The organism is Acidimicrobiales bacterium, assembly GCA_035630295.1.
Taxonomy (GTDB): domain Bacteria; phylum Actinomycetota; class Acidimicrobiia; order Acidimicrobiales; family Iamiaceae; genus Iamia.
In genome coordinates, this window is record DASQKY010000005.1 from 58,486 (window position 1) to 74,286 (window position 15,801).

The window sequence follows — 15,801 nt, forward strand, 5'->3', positions numbered from 1 at the left end:
GCGTCTCTCCTACATCCGGGGGGTGCGGGGCATGGACAGGCCGAACATGGCGATGAGGTCGCGCTGGATCTCGTTGGTGCCACCGCCGAAGGTGAGGATGAGCGTGCCCTGGTAGGCCCGCTCCAGGCGGCCGGCCAGCAGCGCCTCGGGGCTGTCCTGGCGCAGCGTCCCCCGGGCCCCCAGGACCTCCATGAGCAGCCGGTAGGCCTCGATGAAGAGCTCGGTGCCGAACACCTTGGTGGCGCTGGCGTCGGCGGGGTTGGGTGACTGCCCGGCCGAGTCCAGGGCGGCCACCTTCCAGTTGACCAGGCGCAGGAAGTCGAGCCCGACCCGGACCCGGGCCAGGTTGACCCGCACCCACTCCTGGTCGGCCACCGGTCGGCCCCCGGGCCCCGGGGTGCCCACGGCCCAGTCCACCACCGCCTCGTAGACGGCTTCGACCATGCCCGGCGGCGCCAGGGAGACCCGCTCGTAGTTGAGCTGGTTGACGATCAGGTCCCAGCCCCGGTTGAGCCCGCCGATGACGGCGTCGTGGCCCACCCGCACGCCGTCGTAGAAGGTGTGGAACGTGCTGGCGTTCACCATGGTGGAGATCTTCGAGCACGAGAACCCGGGGTCGGTGGTGGGCACGGCGAAGATGGTGATGCCCCGGTGCTTGGCCGCGTCCGGGTCGGTGCGGGCGGCCAGCCAGACGTAGTCGGCGTAGTTGGCCAGCGACGTGTAGGTCTTCTGGCCGTCGATCACCCACTGGTCGCCGTCCCTCACCGCCCGGGTGGTGAGGCTGGCCAGGTCGGTGCCGGCGCCCGGCTCGGTGTAGCCGATGGAGAAGTGGAGCTCCCCGGCCAGGATGCGGGGCAGGAAGAAGGCGCGCTGCTCGTCGGTGCCGAACTCCATGATGGTGGGGCCCACGGTGTTGACCGAAAGGAACGGCACCGGGGCGCCGGAGCGCCACGCCTCGTTCATGAAGACGAACTGCTCGACCGGGCCGAAGCCCCGGCCCCCGAACTCGGTGGGCCAGCCCACGCCCAGCCACCCGTCGGCGCCCATGCGGCGCACGGCGGCCAGGCAGGCCGGGTGGCCGGTCTCGCCGGCGGTGGCGGCGGCGGCCACCTCCGGGGTCACGATCTCGGCGAAGTAGGCCCGCAGCTCCTTCTGCAGGGCGACCTGCTCCGGGGTGTAGGCGAGGTGCACGGCGGTGGCTCTTCTCCGGCGGTGGACGGCGCCCCGGGACGGCTGGGGGAGGTACCGGCCCGGGACTAGAACAGGTTCTAGTCCTTGCCGGACCGCCCCGCCACCGGCGGTGTACGGTCGGCGCCGTGCCGAGGGTCGAGCTCACCCGGCAGCTGCGCCGGTTCACGGGCGTCGACGGCGTCGCCACCGTCGAGGGCGCCACCGTGGGCGAGGTGCTCGACGCCTTCTTCGCCCTGCACCCCACCGTCCGGCCCTACGTGGTCGACGAGCACGGCGCCGTCCGCCGCCACGTCGTGGTCTTCCTCAACGGCCGGCAACTCGTCGACCGGACCGGCCTGGGCGAGGCCGTAGGCCCCGACGACGAGCTCCACGTCTTCCAAGCGCTGTCCGGCGGCTAGCCGCCCGTCCCGGAAGGATCCCCATGCCCGAACGCCTCTACGTCGGCACCCGCAAGGGCCTGGTCGTGGTCGACCGCCACCGCGACACCTGGGAGCCCGTCGACCTGCACCTGCCCAGCGTCCCGGTCACCGCCGTGTTGGTCGGCGCCGACGGCCAACTCACGGTGGGGGCCGACCACGGCCACTACGGCCCCAAGCTCCACCAGAGCACCGACGGCGGGACCACCTGGCACGACCTGGCCGTCCCCGCCTACCCGGCCCCGGAGGAGGTCGAGCTCGACCCGGTGCGGCGGGAGGAGGTGCCCTGGGCCACCTCGCTCCTGTGGGCCCTGGCCGCCGGCGACCCCGACGACCCCGGCGTGCTGTGGTGCGGCACGATGCCCGGCGGCCTGTTCCGCTCCACCGACGGCGGCGCCTCGTGGGAGCTCAACCTCCCCCTCTGGGACCAGCCCAGCCGGCCCGAGTGGTTCGGCGGCGGCTACGACCACCCAGCCATCCACTCCGTGGTCCCCGACCCCCGCGGGCCCGAGCGCCTGGTGGTGGGCGTGTCGTGCGGCGGGGCCTGGCGCACCGTCGACGGCGGGGCCAGCTGGGAGCCGGGCCGGGGCATGGCCGCCCGCTACATGCCGCCCGACCGGATCGACGACCCCACCATCCAGGACCCGCACCGCATCGTCCGCTGCCCGGCCGCCCCCGACGTGCTGTGGACCCAGCACCACTCGGGGATCTTCCGCTCCACCGACGACGGGGTCACCTGGACCGAGGTCACCGAGGCCGGGCCCTCCACCTTCGGCTTCGCCGTCGCCGTCCACCCCACCGACCCCGACACGGCCTGGTTCGTGCCCGCGGTGGCCGACGACCAGCGCATCCCTGTCGACGGGCGGTTCGTGGTCACCCGCACCCGGGACGGCGGCGCCTCCTTCGACGTGCTGTCGGACGGGCTCCCCCCGGCCCCGGCGTACGACCTGGTCTACCGCCACGCCCTGGAGGTCGCCCCCGACGGCGACCGCCTGGCCATGGGCTCCACCACCGGCAGCCTGTGGACCTCCGACGACCAGGGCGACTCCTGGGCCCTGACCTCGGCCCACCTGCCGCCGGTCAACGTGGTCGCCTTCGCCCCCTGATCAGCCCACCCGGTCGGCGACGTCTCGCACCGCGGCGGTGAGGACCCGCCCGAAGCCGGCCCGGGCACAGGCCATGTGCCCGTCGGCCACCCGGTGGACGGTGGCGCCGGGGATGCCCTCGGCCAAGCGGGCCTGCTCGGTCGGCGGCACGGCCCGGTCGTCGGTGGTGACCAGGACGGCGGTGGGCACGTCGATCTCCCCGATCCACCGCGAGGCGTCGTAGGTGCCGATGGCGGCGGCCGCCTCGGCCACCATGCGCCAGTCGTGGCGCCGCATCTCGGCCCGGGCCCAGAGCCGGAAGCTGTCGGGGCGGGCCCGCACCGGGGCCGGGACCCGGCGCTGCACGACCGCCGCCGGCACCCGGGTGAGCACCTGCCCGGCCCGGGTGGAGCCGGCCGCCGCCCCCATGGCGGTGACGAAGACCAGCTGCTCCCGCCGCCCGGCCACGAAGCGGTCGGCGGTGGCGCACAGGACCAGCCCGTCGACCTTCCCGGGGTGGCGGCGCCACAGGAGCTGGGCGATGGGTCCTCCCATCGAGTAACCGACGGCGATGGCCGAGCCGATGCCCAGGACGTCGAGCAGGGCGGCCACGTCGTCGGCGCAGTCGGCCAGGGTGAACCGGCGCCGGCTGCGCAGGCCCCGGCCGTGGCCCCGGTGGTCGACGGCCAGCACCCGGAACCGCCGGCCCAGCGGCCCGAAGGCCTGGAACCAGTTCAGGCCGCCGGAGGCCACCAGGCCGTGCAGCAGCACCACGGTGGGGGCGCCCGGTGGCCCCTCCACCTCGCGGACGAAGGTGGTGCCGCGGCCCGGCAGCTCGACCCGCCGGCCCAGCGGCAGGCGGGTCCCGGGGGCGCCACTCGGCCCCTCCCGCCCGGCCCGGCCACGGACCGATGGGGACGGCGCCGCCCGCGACATCAGCCCACGCTAGGGGCGACGGCGGCCCGAGCGGCCGATGCCGCCCAGCGGTAGTCGGCCTTTCCGGCCGGGGTGCGCTGCACCTGCTCCACCACCACCAGGTGCTTGGGGAGCTTGTAGCCGGCCAGGTGGGCCCGGGCGTGGCCCCGCAGCTGGTCCAGGGTGGGGGCCGGGTGCCCGGAGGCGGGCTGGACGACGGCGGTCACCGCGCTGCCCCACCGCTCGTCGTCCACCCCCACCACCAGGACGTCGGCCACGGCCGGGTGCCCGTGCAGGACCCCCTCGACCTCCTCCGGGTACACCTTCTCGCCGCCGGTGTTGATGCACTGGGAGCCCCGGCCCAGCAGGTGCACGGTGCCGTCCGCGCCCACCGTGCACATGTCCCCGGAGAGCACCCAGCGCACCCCGTCGACGGTGACGAAGGTGGCCGCCGTCCGCTCCGGGTCGCCGTCGTAGCCCAGGGGGATGTGGCCCGAGGTGGCCAGCCGGCCCACCACGTCGGAGCCCGGCTCCACCGGCCGCAGGTCGTCGTCCAGCACCGCGGTGGTGGGACCGACCGAGAACGAGGCCACGCCGCCGGCGGCCGCCGCGCCGGTGTCGCCCTGTCCCGGCAGGGTGCGGGCCGCGCCCTGGATGCCGGATTCGGAGGAGCCCATGCCGTCGGTGAGCACGCAGGCCGGGAAGGCCCGGACCAGCCGGGCCCGCACCGACGGGGACAGCGGCGCCGCCCCGTTGGCCACCGCGTAGAGGGAGGAGGTGTCCCACCGGCCCGGGTGGGCGGCCAGGCTGTCGAGCAGGGGTTTGGCCACCGCGTCGCCCACCATGGTCAGGACGTTCACCCCTTCGGCCTCCACCAGGTCCCAGGTGGCCTCGGCCTCGAAGGAGCCCGGCACCAGCACCGTGGTGCCCCCGGCGAAGAGCCACATGAACGTGGTCCACTGGGCCGCGGCGTGCATCAGCGGGGCGATGGGCAGGTAGACCATCCGCTCCACGAACCGCTCGGCCAGCTGGGCCAGGTCGGTGACCGGGCCGTGGACGCGCAGCGGGTCGCCCCCGCCCAGGCAGGCGTGGAAGGCGTCCTCGTGGCGCCACAGCACCCCCTTGGGCAGGCCGGTGGTGCCCCCGGTGAGCATCAGGTAGTGGTCGTCGCCGGAGCGGCCCCCGGTGGCCACCGGCCCGGCCGGCGCCGCGGCCAGGGCGTCCTCGTAGGGCACCGCCCCGGGCAGGTCGGCCCGGCCGTCCCCTCCGTCGCCGCCGCTTGCCTCGCCGTCCTCGCCGGCCCGGTCGTCCACCACCAGCACGGCGGCCATGCCCTCCACCACGTCGACCACGCCGGCCACCGCGCCGGCCAGCGAGCGGTGGACGACCAGGGCCGAGGCCCGCGACAGCTCCAGCACGTGGCGCAGCTCGCCGGCCACGTAGCGGACGTTCACGTTGACCGGGACGGCCCGCAGCTTGAAGGCGGCCAGCATGGCCTCCAGGTACTCGGGGGCGTTGCGCAGGTCGATGGCCACCCGGTCGCCGGGGCCGATGCCGGCGGCCCGCAGGTGGTGGGCCAGCCGGTCGGCTCGCTGGTCCAGCCGGCCGTAGGTGGGCCGGGCCGGGCCGCACACCAGCGCCGTCCGCTCCGGCACCCGGCGGGCCGCCCACTCCCAGATGTCGGCCAGGTTGGGCGAGGCGGGGGCGTCGCGCACGCGCCAGGCCTACGCCACGTCGAGGCCGTCGACCACGCCGGGCACCTCGCCCCCGACCGAGGCGGCGTGGGCCTGGCGGTAGCGGGTGGTGGAGTGCATCGGGTCGGTGTCGAAGCGGGGGATGACCTCCCGGCCGAACAGCTCCATGGACGCCACCACCGTCTCGGTGGGCAGCGTGTTGGTGGTGGGGCTGAAGGTGAGCTGGTCGAAGCCCAGGTCGACCCAGCGCTGGATGGACCGGGCGCAGTCGTCGGGGTCGCCGATGGCCACGTAGCCCTCGAACGAGAGCTGCTCGACCTGCTCGGGGGTGGGCTCGGGGATCTTGTTCGGCCACTCGGGCAGGGTCTTGGGCCGGGGCACGTTGTCGAGCCAGTGGTAGGCCAGGGTCGAGTAGTAGTTCATGCCCATGGTCGAGGCCACCTCGAAGGCCTTGGCCCGGTCCTCCATGCACAGCATGTTGGTCACGCCCATGATGTTGTCGTTGACGTAGTCGCCGACTGGCGTGGCCCCCCCGATGGCCGCCTTGTAGGCGTTGATGAGGGGCTCCATCTGCTGGGGCTTGCCCAGGGCGAAGCAGAAGGCGCCCAGGCCCAGCTCCCCGGCCTCGGTGAAGGTGCCGGGGCTGCCGGCCGCCACCCACATGGCCGGGTGGGCGGCGCCGTGGGGGCAGGGGAAGATCTTCCGCTCCGGGACCGAGAAGTGCTCGCCGTCGTAGGAGTAGGGCGCGTCGGCCCACATCTTGGGGATCTCGCGGATGGCCTCCCGCCACATGCCCTTGGTGTCATCCACGCTGGGGATGCCGAAGCCCAGGACCTCGGTCGACGACGAGCCCCGGCCGGTGCCGAACTCGAAGCGGTTGCTGGTCAGGTGGTCGAGCAGGGCGACGTTCTCGGCGATGCGCACCGGCTTGTTGACCGCCGGGGTGATGTTGAAGATGGCCGAGCCCAGGTGGACCCGCTCGGTCTGCGCCGCGCAGAAGGCCAGGAAGGCCTCGGGCCCGGGCATGTGGGAGTACTCGTCCAGGAAGTGGTGCTGGGGGCACCACACGTACTTGAAGGCGTAGGCGTCGGCCGCCTTGGCGATCTCCACGTTGCGGAAGATGCGCCGGTGCTCGGCGTGCGGGTCCCGGTCCCGCTCGAACTGGGGCACGAACAGCTGGGCGAACACTCCGAACTCCATGCCCCCCAAACTAGAACACGTTCTAGTTTGTGTCCAGCACCCCCCTCCCGTTCTCGGCACCTTTTCGTACCGCATGGGGACGAAAAGGTGCCGGGTTCCCCGGCGAGGAGTGGGAGGCGTAGGTTCTGACGGGTCGTCAGAACTCGTCCCCCGAGGAGGAAGCCATGGCCGGTCGGGAGCGGAGCGGGCCCCTGGCCGGGGTGCGCGTCGTGGAGTGCTCGATGCTGGGGCCGGGGGCCATCACCACCCACCTGGCCGACCTGGGGGCCGAGGTCATCAAGGTCGAGCCCCCGGCCGGGGACTACATCCGCCGCATGACCTGGCCCATCGTGGAGGGCACCTCGCTCATGCACCTGCACATCAGCCGGGGCAAGCGCTCGATCGTGCTCGACCTCCGCACCCCCGAGGGGGCCGAGGTGTTCCGCGACCTGGCCCGCGGGGCCGACGCCGTGGTCGAGGCCATGCGGCCCGGGGGCCTGGAGCGCCGGGGCCTGGGCTACGACGCGCTCCGGGAGGTCAACCCCCGCCTCGTCTTCTGCACCATCTCCGGCTACGGCGCCACCGGCCCCTACGCCACGCTGCCCAGCCACGGCATCGCCTACGACGCGTGGGCCGGCCTGGTCCAACCCGAGGCCACCGGCGACGGCTTCTGCGCCATCCCCGAGCACCCGTCGGTGGGCATCCACGCCGGGCCCCTGTTCGGGGCGCTGGGCATCCTGGCCGGCGTCACCCGGGCCCGGGCCACCGGCCAGGGGTGCCGGTTGGAGGTAGCCCAGAGCGACGCCGCCGCGGCCATGGACTGGCTGCGCAGCGAGACCTACCGGGCCTACGAGCGGCCCGAGGACGAGGTGACCGGCAACGAGGCCGACGGCTTCGAGCGCCGGGCTCCGGGCACGGCCGGGATGCGCGACGGGGTGCGCTACCAGTTCTACGAGAGCGCGGACGGGCACGTGCTGTTCATGGCCTCGGAGCGGGAGCTGTGGAGGAACTTCTGCGAGGGCATCGGCCGGCCCGAGCTGTTCGAGGCCCACCCCGGCTCGCAGTACGCCGACCACGCCCGGGGCGACACCGCCCTGCAGGCCGTCCTCCGCGACGTGTTCCGCCAGCGCACCACGGCCGAGTGGGTGGCCTTCGGCGACGAGCACGACACCCCCATCGCCCCGGTCAACACCCCCGAGACCATCGCCGCCGACCCCCAGTTCCAGGACCGGATGCCGTGGATCCCCCAGGAGGTGGTGGGGACCGACCAGCTCCCCTCCCCCCTCAAGTTCGCCGACGTCCCGCTGCCCGTGCCGGCCAAGGCCCCCACCGTGGGCCAGCACACCGACGAGGTCCTCACCGAGGTCCTGGCCTACACCCCCGACCGCATCGCCACCCTCCGCACCTCCGGCGCCCTCGGCCCCACCTGACCGGTCAGCGAGGGGCGAAGGGGCTCGACGGCGCCGGGACCATGAGCTCCTCGCGCCAGGCGGTGCACCACTGGCGGCGGGTCGCCGGCCAGCCGGCCACCGGCGGGCCGCCCTCGACGCCGGCCAGCAGGAGGGCGGTGTGGGCGGCCAGGTCGGCCACCCACACGGTGACCACCTCCACGTCGGTCATCAGCACCTCGAACGCCCCCACCAGGTGCACCCCGAAGGTGGCCGCGATGGGAGCCCACCGCTCGACCAGGGCGGCCAGGTACTCGGGGCCGGCCCCGGGGTGGACCCGGGTCAGCTCGTGCACCGCCACCTCGCCCCGGACCCCGGCCGCGGCCCGGGCCGCCGGGTCGGGGGCGGTGGGAGTCGCCAGCAGCAACCGGTCGATGCCGCCGGTGCGGTTCCGGTGGGCCTCGTCCCACCAGCCGGCCAGCTGCGTGTTGGCCGCTTTGGCCAGGTTGGTGCGCCGGGCCAGGCGCTCCCACCCGTCCCACCCGTCGACCACCTCCCACAGGTTGACCACCTGGGGCCAGCGGCCGGTGGTGCCCACCACCTCCCAGGTGCCGGCCAGGGCCAGGCCCCCGTCGGCCACCGCGGCGGCGTCGAAGCGCACCACGTGGTCCATGTAGGGCGCCGCCCCCCGCCCCACCACGTCCACGATCTCGTGCAGGTACAGCGGCCGCTCCACCGGCCCAGCGTGCCACCCCCGCCGCTCAGGCCGGGGCGGGGGTCATCCGGTGAAGCGGGCGTCGGCCGTCACCGGCTGGGCCGGCGGCGCCGTGCCCGTCTGGTCGGGCGGGACCACCACCACCCGGGCGGCCACGTCGACCACGTGGTCCACGCTGACCGTCCCGTCAGGCACGGTGGCGTCGCTGACCACCTTGAACTCGGCGTGGAGGGCATCGGCGGTGAGGTCGACCACGGTGTAGCCCCGCTGCCGGGCGTTGACGTACTCGACGTAGGGCAGCCCCCGGGCCAGGGTCTCGGCCACGTCGGTCAGGGCGGCGTCGGTGAAGGCCGAGGAGATCGACGTGCCCACCAGCTCGGTGCCGATGCGCTCGGTGGCCACGTCGTCGAGGTCGTGGTGCATGCGGGCCACGCCGGCGGCGTGGATGTCGCCGGTGCACACCACCGGGTTGGGCCGCTGGCGCAGCACCTCCCACACCCGCTGGCGGTCCTGCGGGTAGCCGTCCCACTGGTCGGTGTTGAAGTAGGGACCGAAGGGCAGCGGCGTGAACACCGTCTGCTGGCCCACCACGTCCCACACCGCGGTGGACCGGCCCAGGCCGGAGGTGAGCCAGGACCGCTGCTCGGCGCCCAGCATGGACCGGTCGACGGCGGTGCGCTCCGGGCAGTCGGCCAGCTCGCCGCCGCAGGGGGCCGGGTCGCGGTACTGGCGCCCGTCCAGCATGTGGAAGGTGGCCAGGTCGCCCCACGAGAAGCTGCGGTAGATCTCGAGGCCGGGCCCGGTGGGGGCGGTGAGGCGCACGGGCTGGTGCTCGAACCAGGCCCGGTAGCCGGCGGTGCGCCGGGCCCGGACCTGGGCCGCGGTCTGGCCGTCGGCCCCCCAGTCGCCGGCGTAGTTGTTGTCGACCTCGTGGTCGTCCCACACCGGGATCACCGGCGCCGAGGCGTGGGCGGCCTGCAGGTCGGGGTCGGTCTTGTACTGGGCGTAGCGGTTGCGGTACTCGGCCAGCGTGAAGCACTCGCCGGGGGTGTGGGCCCGGACCGGGCCGGAGCCGCCGTTCTCGTAGATGTAGTCGCCCAGGTGGAGCCACAGGTCGCAGCCCTCGCCGGCCAGGCTGCGCAGCGCCGTGTAGTAGCCGGAGGTGTAGCTCTGGCACGAGGCCAGGGCGAAGCGCAGGGCGGGGGTGCCGCCGGCGGGCAGGGTGCGGCCCCGCCCCACCGGGCTGGTGAAGGTCTCGGCGGTGAAGCGCACCCACCACTCGCCGTCGGGCTCGAGGCCGTCGACCACGACGTGGACGGTGTGGGCCAGGTCCGCGGTGGCCACCACGGCGCCGGACCGCACCACCTGGGCGAAGCCGGCGTCGGAGGCCACCTCCCAGCCGACGGTGACCGGGTCGGGGCCCACGCCCCCGCCACCGACGGGATCGGGGGCCAGGCGGGTCCAGGCCACGAAGCCGTCGGCGGTGGGGTCGCCGGTGGCCACGCCCAGGGTGAACGGGTCGTCGACCAGGGCCCGGGCCTGGGCGCCGAGCAGGGCGGGCAGGCCGGCGTTGCGGAGGCGGAGGGCGGCGACGGCGGCCGCCGTCCCCATGATGAGCGAGCGGCGGCCGATGGGCTCCATGGCCGGGCATGGTGCCACAGGCCCGGCGCCCCGGCCGGGGCAACGCCCGCCCGTGACGCCACCCCCTTAGAACGCGTTCTAGCATCGGCCCGTGGACCTGACCCTGACCGACGAGCAGGAGCTGATCCGCGACAGCGTGGCCCGGCTGCTGGCCAAGCGCTCCGGCCCCGAGCAGGTCCGGGCGGCCGAGGCCACCGGTTTCGACCCCGAGCTGTGGGGCGCGCTGGTAGCCGTGGGGCTGCCGGCCATGGCCCTCCCCGAGGACGTGGGCGGCGGCGGGTCGACCCTGGCCGGGCTGGGGATCGCCGTGGAGGCCTGCGGCGCGGCCCTGGCCTCGGCCCCCGTGGTGGAGGTGGCCGTGGCCGGCCGGGCCCTGGCCCGCCACGGCCGGGCCGAGGAGGCGGCCCGGGTGGCCGCCGGGGCGGTGGTGGTCGTCGCCCCCCGGCCCGCGGCCGACGGCGTCGCCACCCTGGTGCCCGGGGCGGGGGCCGCCGAGGGGGCCGTGGTCCTCCACCGCGGCCACCTGGTGCTCGCTCCCCACGACCCCGGCGCCCCGGTCCCCCGCGCCCTCAGCGCCCTGGGGGCGGCGGACGTGGCCGTCGACCACGACCTGGTGGTCCTGGCAGCCGAACCCGACGCCGAGGCCGCCCACACCCGGCTGGCCGACGAGTGGCGGTCCCTCACCGCGGCGTGGCTGGTCGGCCTGGCCCAGCACAGCCTGGACCTGGCCGTCCGCTACGCCACCGAGCGCCACCAGTTCGGCGTGCCCATCGGCTCGTTCCAGGCCCTCCAGCACCGCATGGCCGACCGGGCCACCGACGTGGAGGGGGCCCGCCTGCTGGCCCGCAAGGCCCTGTGGGCCCTCGACGGCGGCGAGCCCGAGGCCGCCGCCCACCCGGCCATGGCCTTCGCCCGGGCCGCCGAGGTGGCTCAGCGCACGGCGTCGGACGCCCTCCACGTCCACGGCGGCTACGGCTTCATGGAGGAGTACGACGTCCAGCTCGCCTTCCGCCGGGCCAAGGCCGTGCGTCTCCTCGTCGGCGACCCCCACGACGACCTGGCCGCGGTGACCGACCGCTGCTTCGGCCCCGTGGGGGCGCCCCTCCCCGACGCCGCCTCGGTCGTGCTGGGCCCGGTCGATCCGGCCCGCCGCCCGGCGCGCCCCCGGGCCGAGGGCCTGGACTTCCGCCTCCCCGAGGCGGTGGAGGCCTTCCGGTCCGAGGCCCGGGCCTTCCTGGGCCGCCACGTCACCGACGAGGTGATCGAGACCGCCCACCGCACCGGCACCGTCCACGACTGGGGCCTGCACCGGGCCATGGCCGCCGAGGGCTGGATCTCGGCCGGGTGGCCCGCCGAGTGGGGCGGCCAGGGCCGGTCGCCGCTGGAGATGAACGCCCTCACCGAGGAGATGTACCTCTCCGGCGCCCCGGTCGACGGCCTCGGCGTCGCCACCCTGGTGGCCCACACCCTCCTGCACGAGGGGACCGAGTGGCAGAAGGGCGAGATCATCCCCCGGATCCTCTCGGGCGAGGTGCTGGTCTGCCTGGGCTACAGCGAGCCCGACGCAGGCAGCGACGTCGCCGCCTGCGCCACCCGAGCCGTGCGCGACGGCGACGAGTGGGTGGTCAACGGCCAGAAGATGTTCACCACGCTGGCCCACGAGAGCCAGTACGTGTTCCTGCTGACCCGGACCGACACCGAGGCGGCCAAGCACAAGGGCCTGACCATGTTCGTGGTGCCCATGGACACGCCGGGCATCGGCGTCACCCCGGTGCCCACCATGGGCGGCGAGCGCACCAACATCACCTGGTACGACGACGTGCGGGTGCCGGACCGCTACCGGGTCGGCGAGGTCGACGGCGGGTGGAAGGTGATGATGACCGCCCTCGTCTTCGAGCGGAACTCGGCCTGGTACGGCGAGGCGGTGCGGCTCCTGGCCCACGGCCTCCGCTGGGCCCGGTCCACCGGGCGCATCGACGAGCCGTCGGTGCGGGAGCGGCTGGCCCGGGCCGCCATCGGCAACGAGGTGGCCAACCTGCTGGGGTGGCGGGCGGCGTGGCTGGCCTCCACCGGGGCCCTCCCGGGGGTCGAGGGCACCATGGCCAAGCTGGCCACCACCGAGCACTACCAGCGGGTGGCCGACGACCTCATGGACGTGCTGGGGGCGGAGGGCCTGCGCCGCCACGGCGAGCCCGGGGCCGCGGCCGACGGGTGGATCGAGGCCACCTACCGGCACTGCCAGGTGACCACCATCTACGGCGGCACCTCCGAGGTCCTCCGCGGCATCATCGCCGAGCGGGCCCTGGGCCTCCCCCGGGGCCGGGCCTGACCCCCGGCCCGAGCCGGCGCCAGCCCGCCCGGGGCGGTCCCGGGCTTTTCCGGGGTCGCCGGACCACCGGCTAGACCGTGGCCCACGTCCGCCGCGCGCACCGGCCCCCGGGCCGGTCGGCGGGCACCGCCTGTCGCACCGAGGAGACCGTCGTGCCGGAAGCCGTCATCGTCAGCACCGCCCGCACCCCGATCGGGCGGGCCATGAAGGGCTCGCTCAAGAACGAGCGCCCCGACGACCTCACCGCCTTCATCGTCGACACCGCCCTCAACCAGGTGCCCGAGCTGGACCGCCAGAGCGTGGAGGACCTGATCCTGGGCTGCGGCCAGCCGGCCGGCGAGTCGGGCTTCAACCTGGCCCGCATCGCCGCCATCCAGGCCGGCATGCCGGATGTCCCCGGTGTCACCATCAACCGCTACTGCTCGTCGTCGCTGCAGGCCATCCGCATGGCCGCCCACGCCATCAGGGCCGGCGAGGGCGACGTGTTCGTGGCCGCCGGGGTGGAGACGGTCAGCCGCTTCCTGAACGGCATGGCCGACGTGGGCGGGGCCAAGAACCCCCGCTACGCCGAGGCCGAGGCCCGCACCGCGGCCCGCCAGGCCGGCGGCCAGGGCGACTGGGCCGCCCCCGAGGGCCTCCCGGACGTGTACATCGCCATGGGCGAGACGGCCGAGAACGTGGCCGAGCTCACCGGCACCACCCGCGAGGAGATGGACGAGTTCGCGGCCCTGTCGCAGCAGCGGGCCACCGCCTCGCTGGAGAACGGGTTCTGGGAGCACGAGATCACCCCGGTCGCCACCAAGGACGACGAGGGCAACCCGGTGGTCGTGACCCGCGACGACGGCATCCGGGCCGGCACCACGGCCGAGGGCCTGGCCAACCTGAAGCCCGCCTTCCGCCCCGACGGGCGGATCACCGCCGGCAACGCCTGCCCCCTCAACGACGGGGCCGCGGCCGTGGTGGTCATGAGCGACACCCGGGCCGCCGAGCTGGGCCTCACCCCGCTGGCCCGCGTGGTGGCCTCGGGCGTCACCGGCCTGAACCCCGAGATCATGGGCCTGGGCCCCATCGAGGCCTCCAAGCAGGCCCTGGCCCGGGCCGGCATGACCATCGACGACATCGACCTGGTGGAGATCAACGAGGCCTTCGCGGCCCAGGTCATCCCGTCGGCCAAGGAGCTGGGCATCAGCTGGGACAAGCTGAACGTCAACGGCGGGGGCATCGCCGTGGGCCACCCCTTCGGCATGACCGGCGCCCGCATCGCCACCACCCTCATCCACGGCCTGCAGGACGCGGACAAGACCTTCGGCCTGGAGACCATGTGCGTCGGCGGCGGCCAGGGCATGGCCATGATCTTCGAGCGCCTGAGCTGACCGGGGGTCAGGAGGCTCCGTAGACCGGGGCCGGGGGCGGGGCCTGGGCCAGCAGCCCCCGGATGACGGGGCCCAGCTCGGCCGGGTCCCAGCGGGCGCCCTTGTCCGTCGCCGGGCCGTGCTGCCAGCCGTCGGCCACGCTCACCCGGCCTCCCTCGGCCTCGAACACCCGGCCGGTGACCCCGGCGCTGTCGGCCGAGACCAGCCAGGCCACCAGGGGCGAGACGTTGGCCGGGTCCATGGCGTCGAAGGCCCCGGGGTCGGTGGGCCGCGCCATCATCTCGGCGAAGGGCCCCTCGGTCATGCGGGTGCGGGCCGAGGGGGCCAGGGCGTTGGCGGTCACCCCGTAGCGCCCCAGCTCGGCCGCCTGCACCAGGGTCAGGCCCACGATGCCGGCCTTGGCCGCCGAGTAGGCGGCCTGGCCCACGCTGCCCAGCAGGCCGGCGCCCGAGGTGGTGTTGACGATGCGGGCGTCGACCACCTCGCCGGCCTTGGCCCGGTCGCGCCAGTGGGCGGCGGCGTGGCGGGACGGTGCGACGTGGCCCTTGAGGTGGACCCGGACCACCGCGTCCCACTCGTCCTCGGTGCTGGTGGCGAACATGCGGTCGCGGACCACGCCGGCGTTGTTGACCACCGCGTCGAGGCGCCCGAAGGCGTCGAGGGCGGCGCCGACCAGCCGGGCCGCGCCGTCCCAGTCGGCCACGTCGTCGCCGTTGGCCACGGCCTCGCCCCCGGCGCCCCGGATCTCCTCCACCACCTGGTGGGCCGGGTTGCCGGGGCTGGGGGTGCCGTCCAGCTCCCGCCCGAAGTCGTTGACCACCACCAGGGCCCCCTGGCGGGCCAGCTCCCGGGCGTGGTCCCGGCCCAACCCCCGGCCGGCGCCGGTGACGACGACGACCCGCCCCTGGCAGATCCCCTGGCTCATCGGTGGGCTCCTCGTGCCGTGCTTCTGACGGGTCGTCAGGTTACCGGGCCGGCCCGGTAGGGTCCCGCTCCGTGGACATCGGGGCGACCGCCTTCGCCACCGACCGGAGCTGGCACCCCGGTGAGCTGGCCGCCGAGCTGGAGGACCGGGGCTACGCCTCGCTGTGGATCCCCGAGCACACCCACATGCCGGTCAGCCGCCGGACCCCGCCCCCCACCGGCGAGGCCGAGCTGCCCGAGATGTACAAGCGCACCCTCGACCCGTTCGTGGCCCTGTCCTGGGCCGCGGCGGCCACCACCCGGCTGCGCCTGGGCACCGGCATCCTGCTGCCGGCCCAGCGCGACCCCATCGTCACCGCCAAGGCGGCGGCCACCCTCGACCTGCTCTCGGGAGGGCGCCTGGCCCTGGGCGTGGGCTTCGGCTGGAACGCGGACGAGCTGGAGGACCACGGCGTGGCCATGGCCGAGCGGCGGGCCGTGGTGCGGGAGCGGGTGGAGGCCATGCAGGCTCTGTGGGCCGACGAGGTGGCCTCCTACCGGGGCGATCACGTCCACCTGCCCCCGTCCTGGGCCTGGCCCAAGCCGGTGCAGGCCGTGGCCCGCCCCGGCAGCGACGGGGGCCAGGCCCGCCGCCCCGGCGTGCCGGTCCACCTGGGCGGCATGGCCAGCCCCACCGTGTTCGGCCACGTCCGGGCCTGGGGCGACGGCTGGATCCCCATCGGCGGGGCCGGCCTGACCACCGACGTGGCCCGGTTCCGGTCCGAGATGGCCGCCGCCGGCCGCGACCCGGGGGCCATGAGGGTCACCACCTTCGGCACCGTGCCCACGCCCGGGAAGCTGGCCCACTACCGCGAGATCGGCGTGGACGAGTGCGTGCTGCGCCTCCCCTCCGCCGGCCGGGACGAGGTCCTGCGCACCCTCGACACCTACGCCCCGCACCTCCCCTCCTGA

At 75.1% G+C, this 15,801-nt stretch carries 13 protein-coding genes; 6 read left to right on the top strand and 7 right to left on the bottom strand.

Annotation, left to right across the window (positions count from 1 at the left end; all coding sequences use genetic code 11):
• Nucleotides 1–9: 9 nt before the first annotated feature.
• Nucleotides 10–1,191, bottom strand: a complete 1,182-nt coding sequence (locus VEW93_01535; protein ID HYI60468.1) for an acyl-CoA dehydrogenase family protein — start codon at nt 1,189–1,191, stop codon at nt 10–12.
• Between the two features lie 125 nt (nt 1,192–1,316).
• On the opposite strand from VEW93_01535, the gene VEW93_01540 reads away from it, so the two are divergent.
• Both VEW93_01540 and VEW93_01545 read left to right on the top strand, forming a co-directional pair.
• Nucleotides 1,317–1,589: a MoaD/ThiS family protein gene (locus tag VEW93_01540; GenBank protein ID HYI60469.1), complete on the top strand. Its 273-nt coding sequence runs from the start codon at nt 1,317–1,319 to the stop codon at nt 1,587–1,589.
• Nucleotides 1,590–1,612: 23 nt separating this feature from the next.
• Nucleotides 1,613–2,713 (top strand): hypothetical protein, encoded by a 1,101-nt coding sequence (locus VEW93_01545; GenBank protein HYI60470.1) that lies wholly within the window; start codon nt 1,613–1,615, stop codon nt 2,711–2,713.
• Here VEW93_01545 and VEW93_01550 read toward each other — a convergent pair whose 3' ends face one another.
• Genes VEW93_01550 through VEW93_01560 form a run of 3 tightly spaced genes read right to left on the bottom strand, consistent with a single transcriptional unit; the run spans nt 2,714 to nt 6,501 of the window.
• Complete coding sequence (locus VEW93_01550; protein HYI60471.1) at nt 2,714–3,628, bottom strand: alpha/beta hydrolase; 915 nt, start codon at nt 3,626–3,628, stop codon at nt 2,714–2,716. It lies immediately after the preceding gene.
• On the bottom strand, nt 3,628–5,322 hold the full coding sequence (locus VEW93_01555) for an acyl-CoA synthetase (protein HYI60472.1): 1,695 nt from the start codon (nt 5,320–5,322) through the stop codon (nt 3,628–3,630). The genes VEW93_01550 and VEW93_01555 overlap by 1 nt, the downstream gene beginning before the upstream one ends.
• Before the next feature lie 9 nt (nt 5,323–5,331).
• Nucleotides 5,332–6,501 (bottom strand): LLM class flavin-dependent oxidoreductase, encoded by a 1,170-nt coding sequence (locus VEW93_01560; GenBank protein ID HYI60473.1) that lies wholly within the window; start codon nt 6,499–6,501, stop codon nt 5,332–5,334.
• Between the two features lie 164 nt (nt 6,502–6,665).
• Here VEW93_01560 and VEW93_01565 point away from each other — a divergent pair, with 164 nt between their 5' ends.
• Nucleotides 6,666–7,910, top strand: a complete 1,245-nt coding sequence (locus VEW93_01565; protein ID HYI60474.1) for a CoA transferase — start codon at nt 6,666–6,668, stop codon at nt 7,908–7,910.
• 4 nt (nt 7,911–7,914) lie between these two features.
• Here the strand turns inward: VEW93_01565 and VEW93_01570 are convergent, their stop codons facing one another.
• Both VEW93_01570 and VEW93_01575 read right to left on the bottom strand, forming a co-directional pair.
• Nucleotides 7,915–8,604 (bottom strand): hypothetical protein, encoded by a 690-nt coding sequence (locus VEW93_01570; GenBank protein ID HYI60475.1) that lies wholly within the window; start codon nt 8,602–8,604, stop codon nt 7,915–7,917.
• Between the two features lie 42 nt (nt 8,605–8,646).
• Nucleotides 8,647–10,224, bottom strand: coding sequence for an alkaline phosphatase D family protein (locus tag VEW93_01575; GenBank protein ID HYI60476.1), 1,578 nt, complete (start codon nt 10,222–10,224; stop codon nt 8,647–8,649).
• A gap of 91 nt (nt 10,225–10,315) precedes the next feature.
• On the opposite strand from VEW93_01575, the gene VEW93_01580 reads away from it, so the two are divergent.
• Together VEW93_01580 and VEW93_01585 are read left to right on the top strand one after the other, a co-directional pair.
• Nucleotides 10,316–12,553, top strand: coding sequence for an acyl-CoA dehydrogenase (locus tag VEW93_01580; protein ID HYI60477.1), 2,238 nt, complete (start codon nt 10,316–10,318; stop codon nt 12,551–12,553).
• Nucleotides 12,554–12,705: 152 nt separating this feature from the next.
• Nucleotides 12,706–13,926: an acetyl-CoA C-acetyltransferase gene (locus tag VEW93_01585; GenBank protein HYI60478.1), complete on the top strand. Its 1,221-nt coding sequence runs from the start codon at nt 12,706–12,708 to the stop codon at nt 13,924–13,926.
• Nucleotides 13,927–13,933: 7 nt separating this feature from the next.
• Here VEW93_01585 and VEW93_01590 read toward each other — a convergent pair whose 3' ends face one another.
• Nucleotides 13,934–14,851 carry an SDR family oxidoreductase gene (locus VEW93_01590; protein ID HYI60479.1) on the bottom strand — a complete coding sequence of 306 codons (918 nt, stop codon included), beginning with the start codon at nt 14,849–14,851 and terminating at the stop codon, nt 13,934–13,936.
• Between the two features lie 71 nt (nt 14,852–14,922).
• On the opposite strand from VEW93_01590, the gene VEW93_01595 reads away from it, so the two are divergent.
• Entirely contained in the window at nt 14,923–15,801 is an 879-nt protein-coding gene (locus VEW93_01595) for an LLM class F420-dependent oxidoreductase (protein ID HYI60480.1), read from the top strand.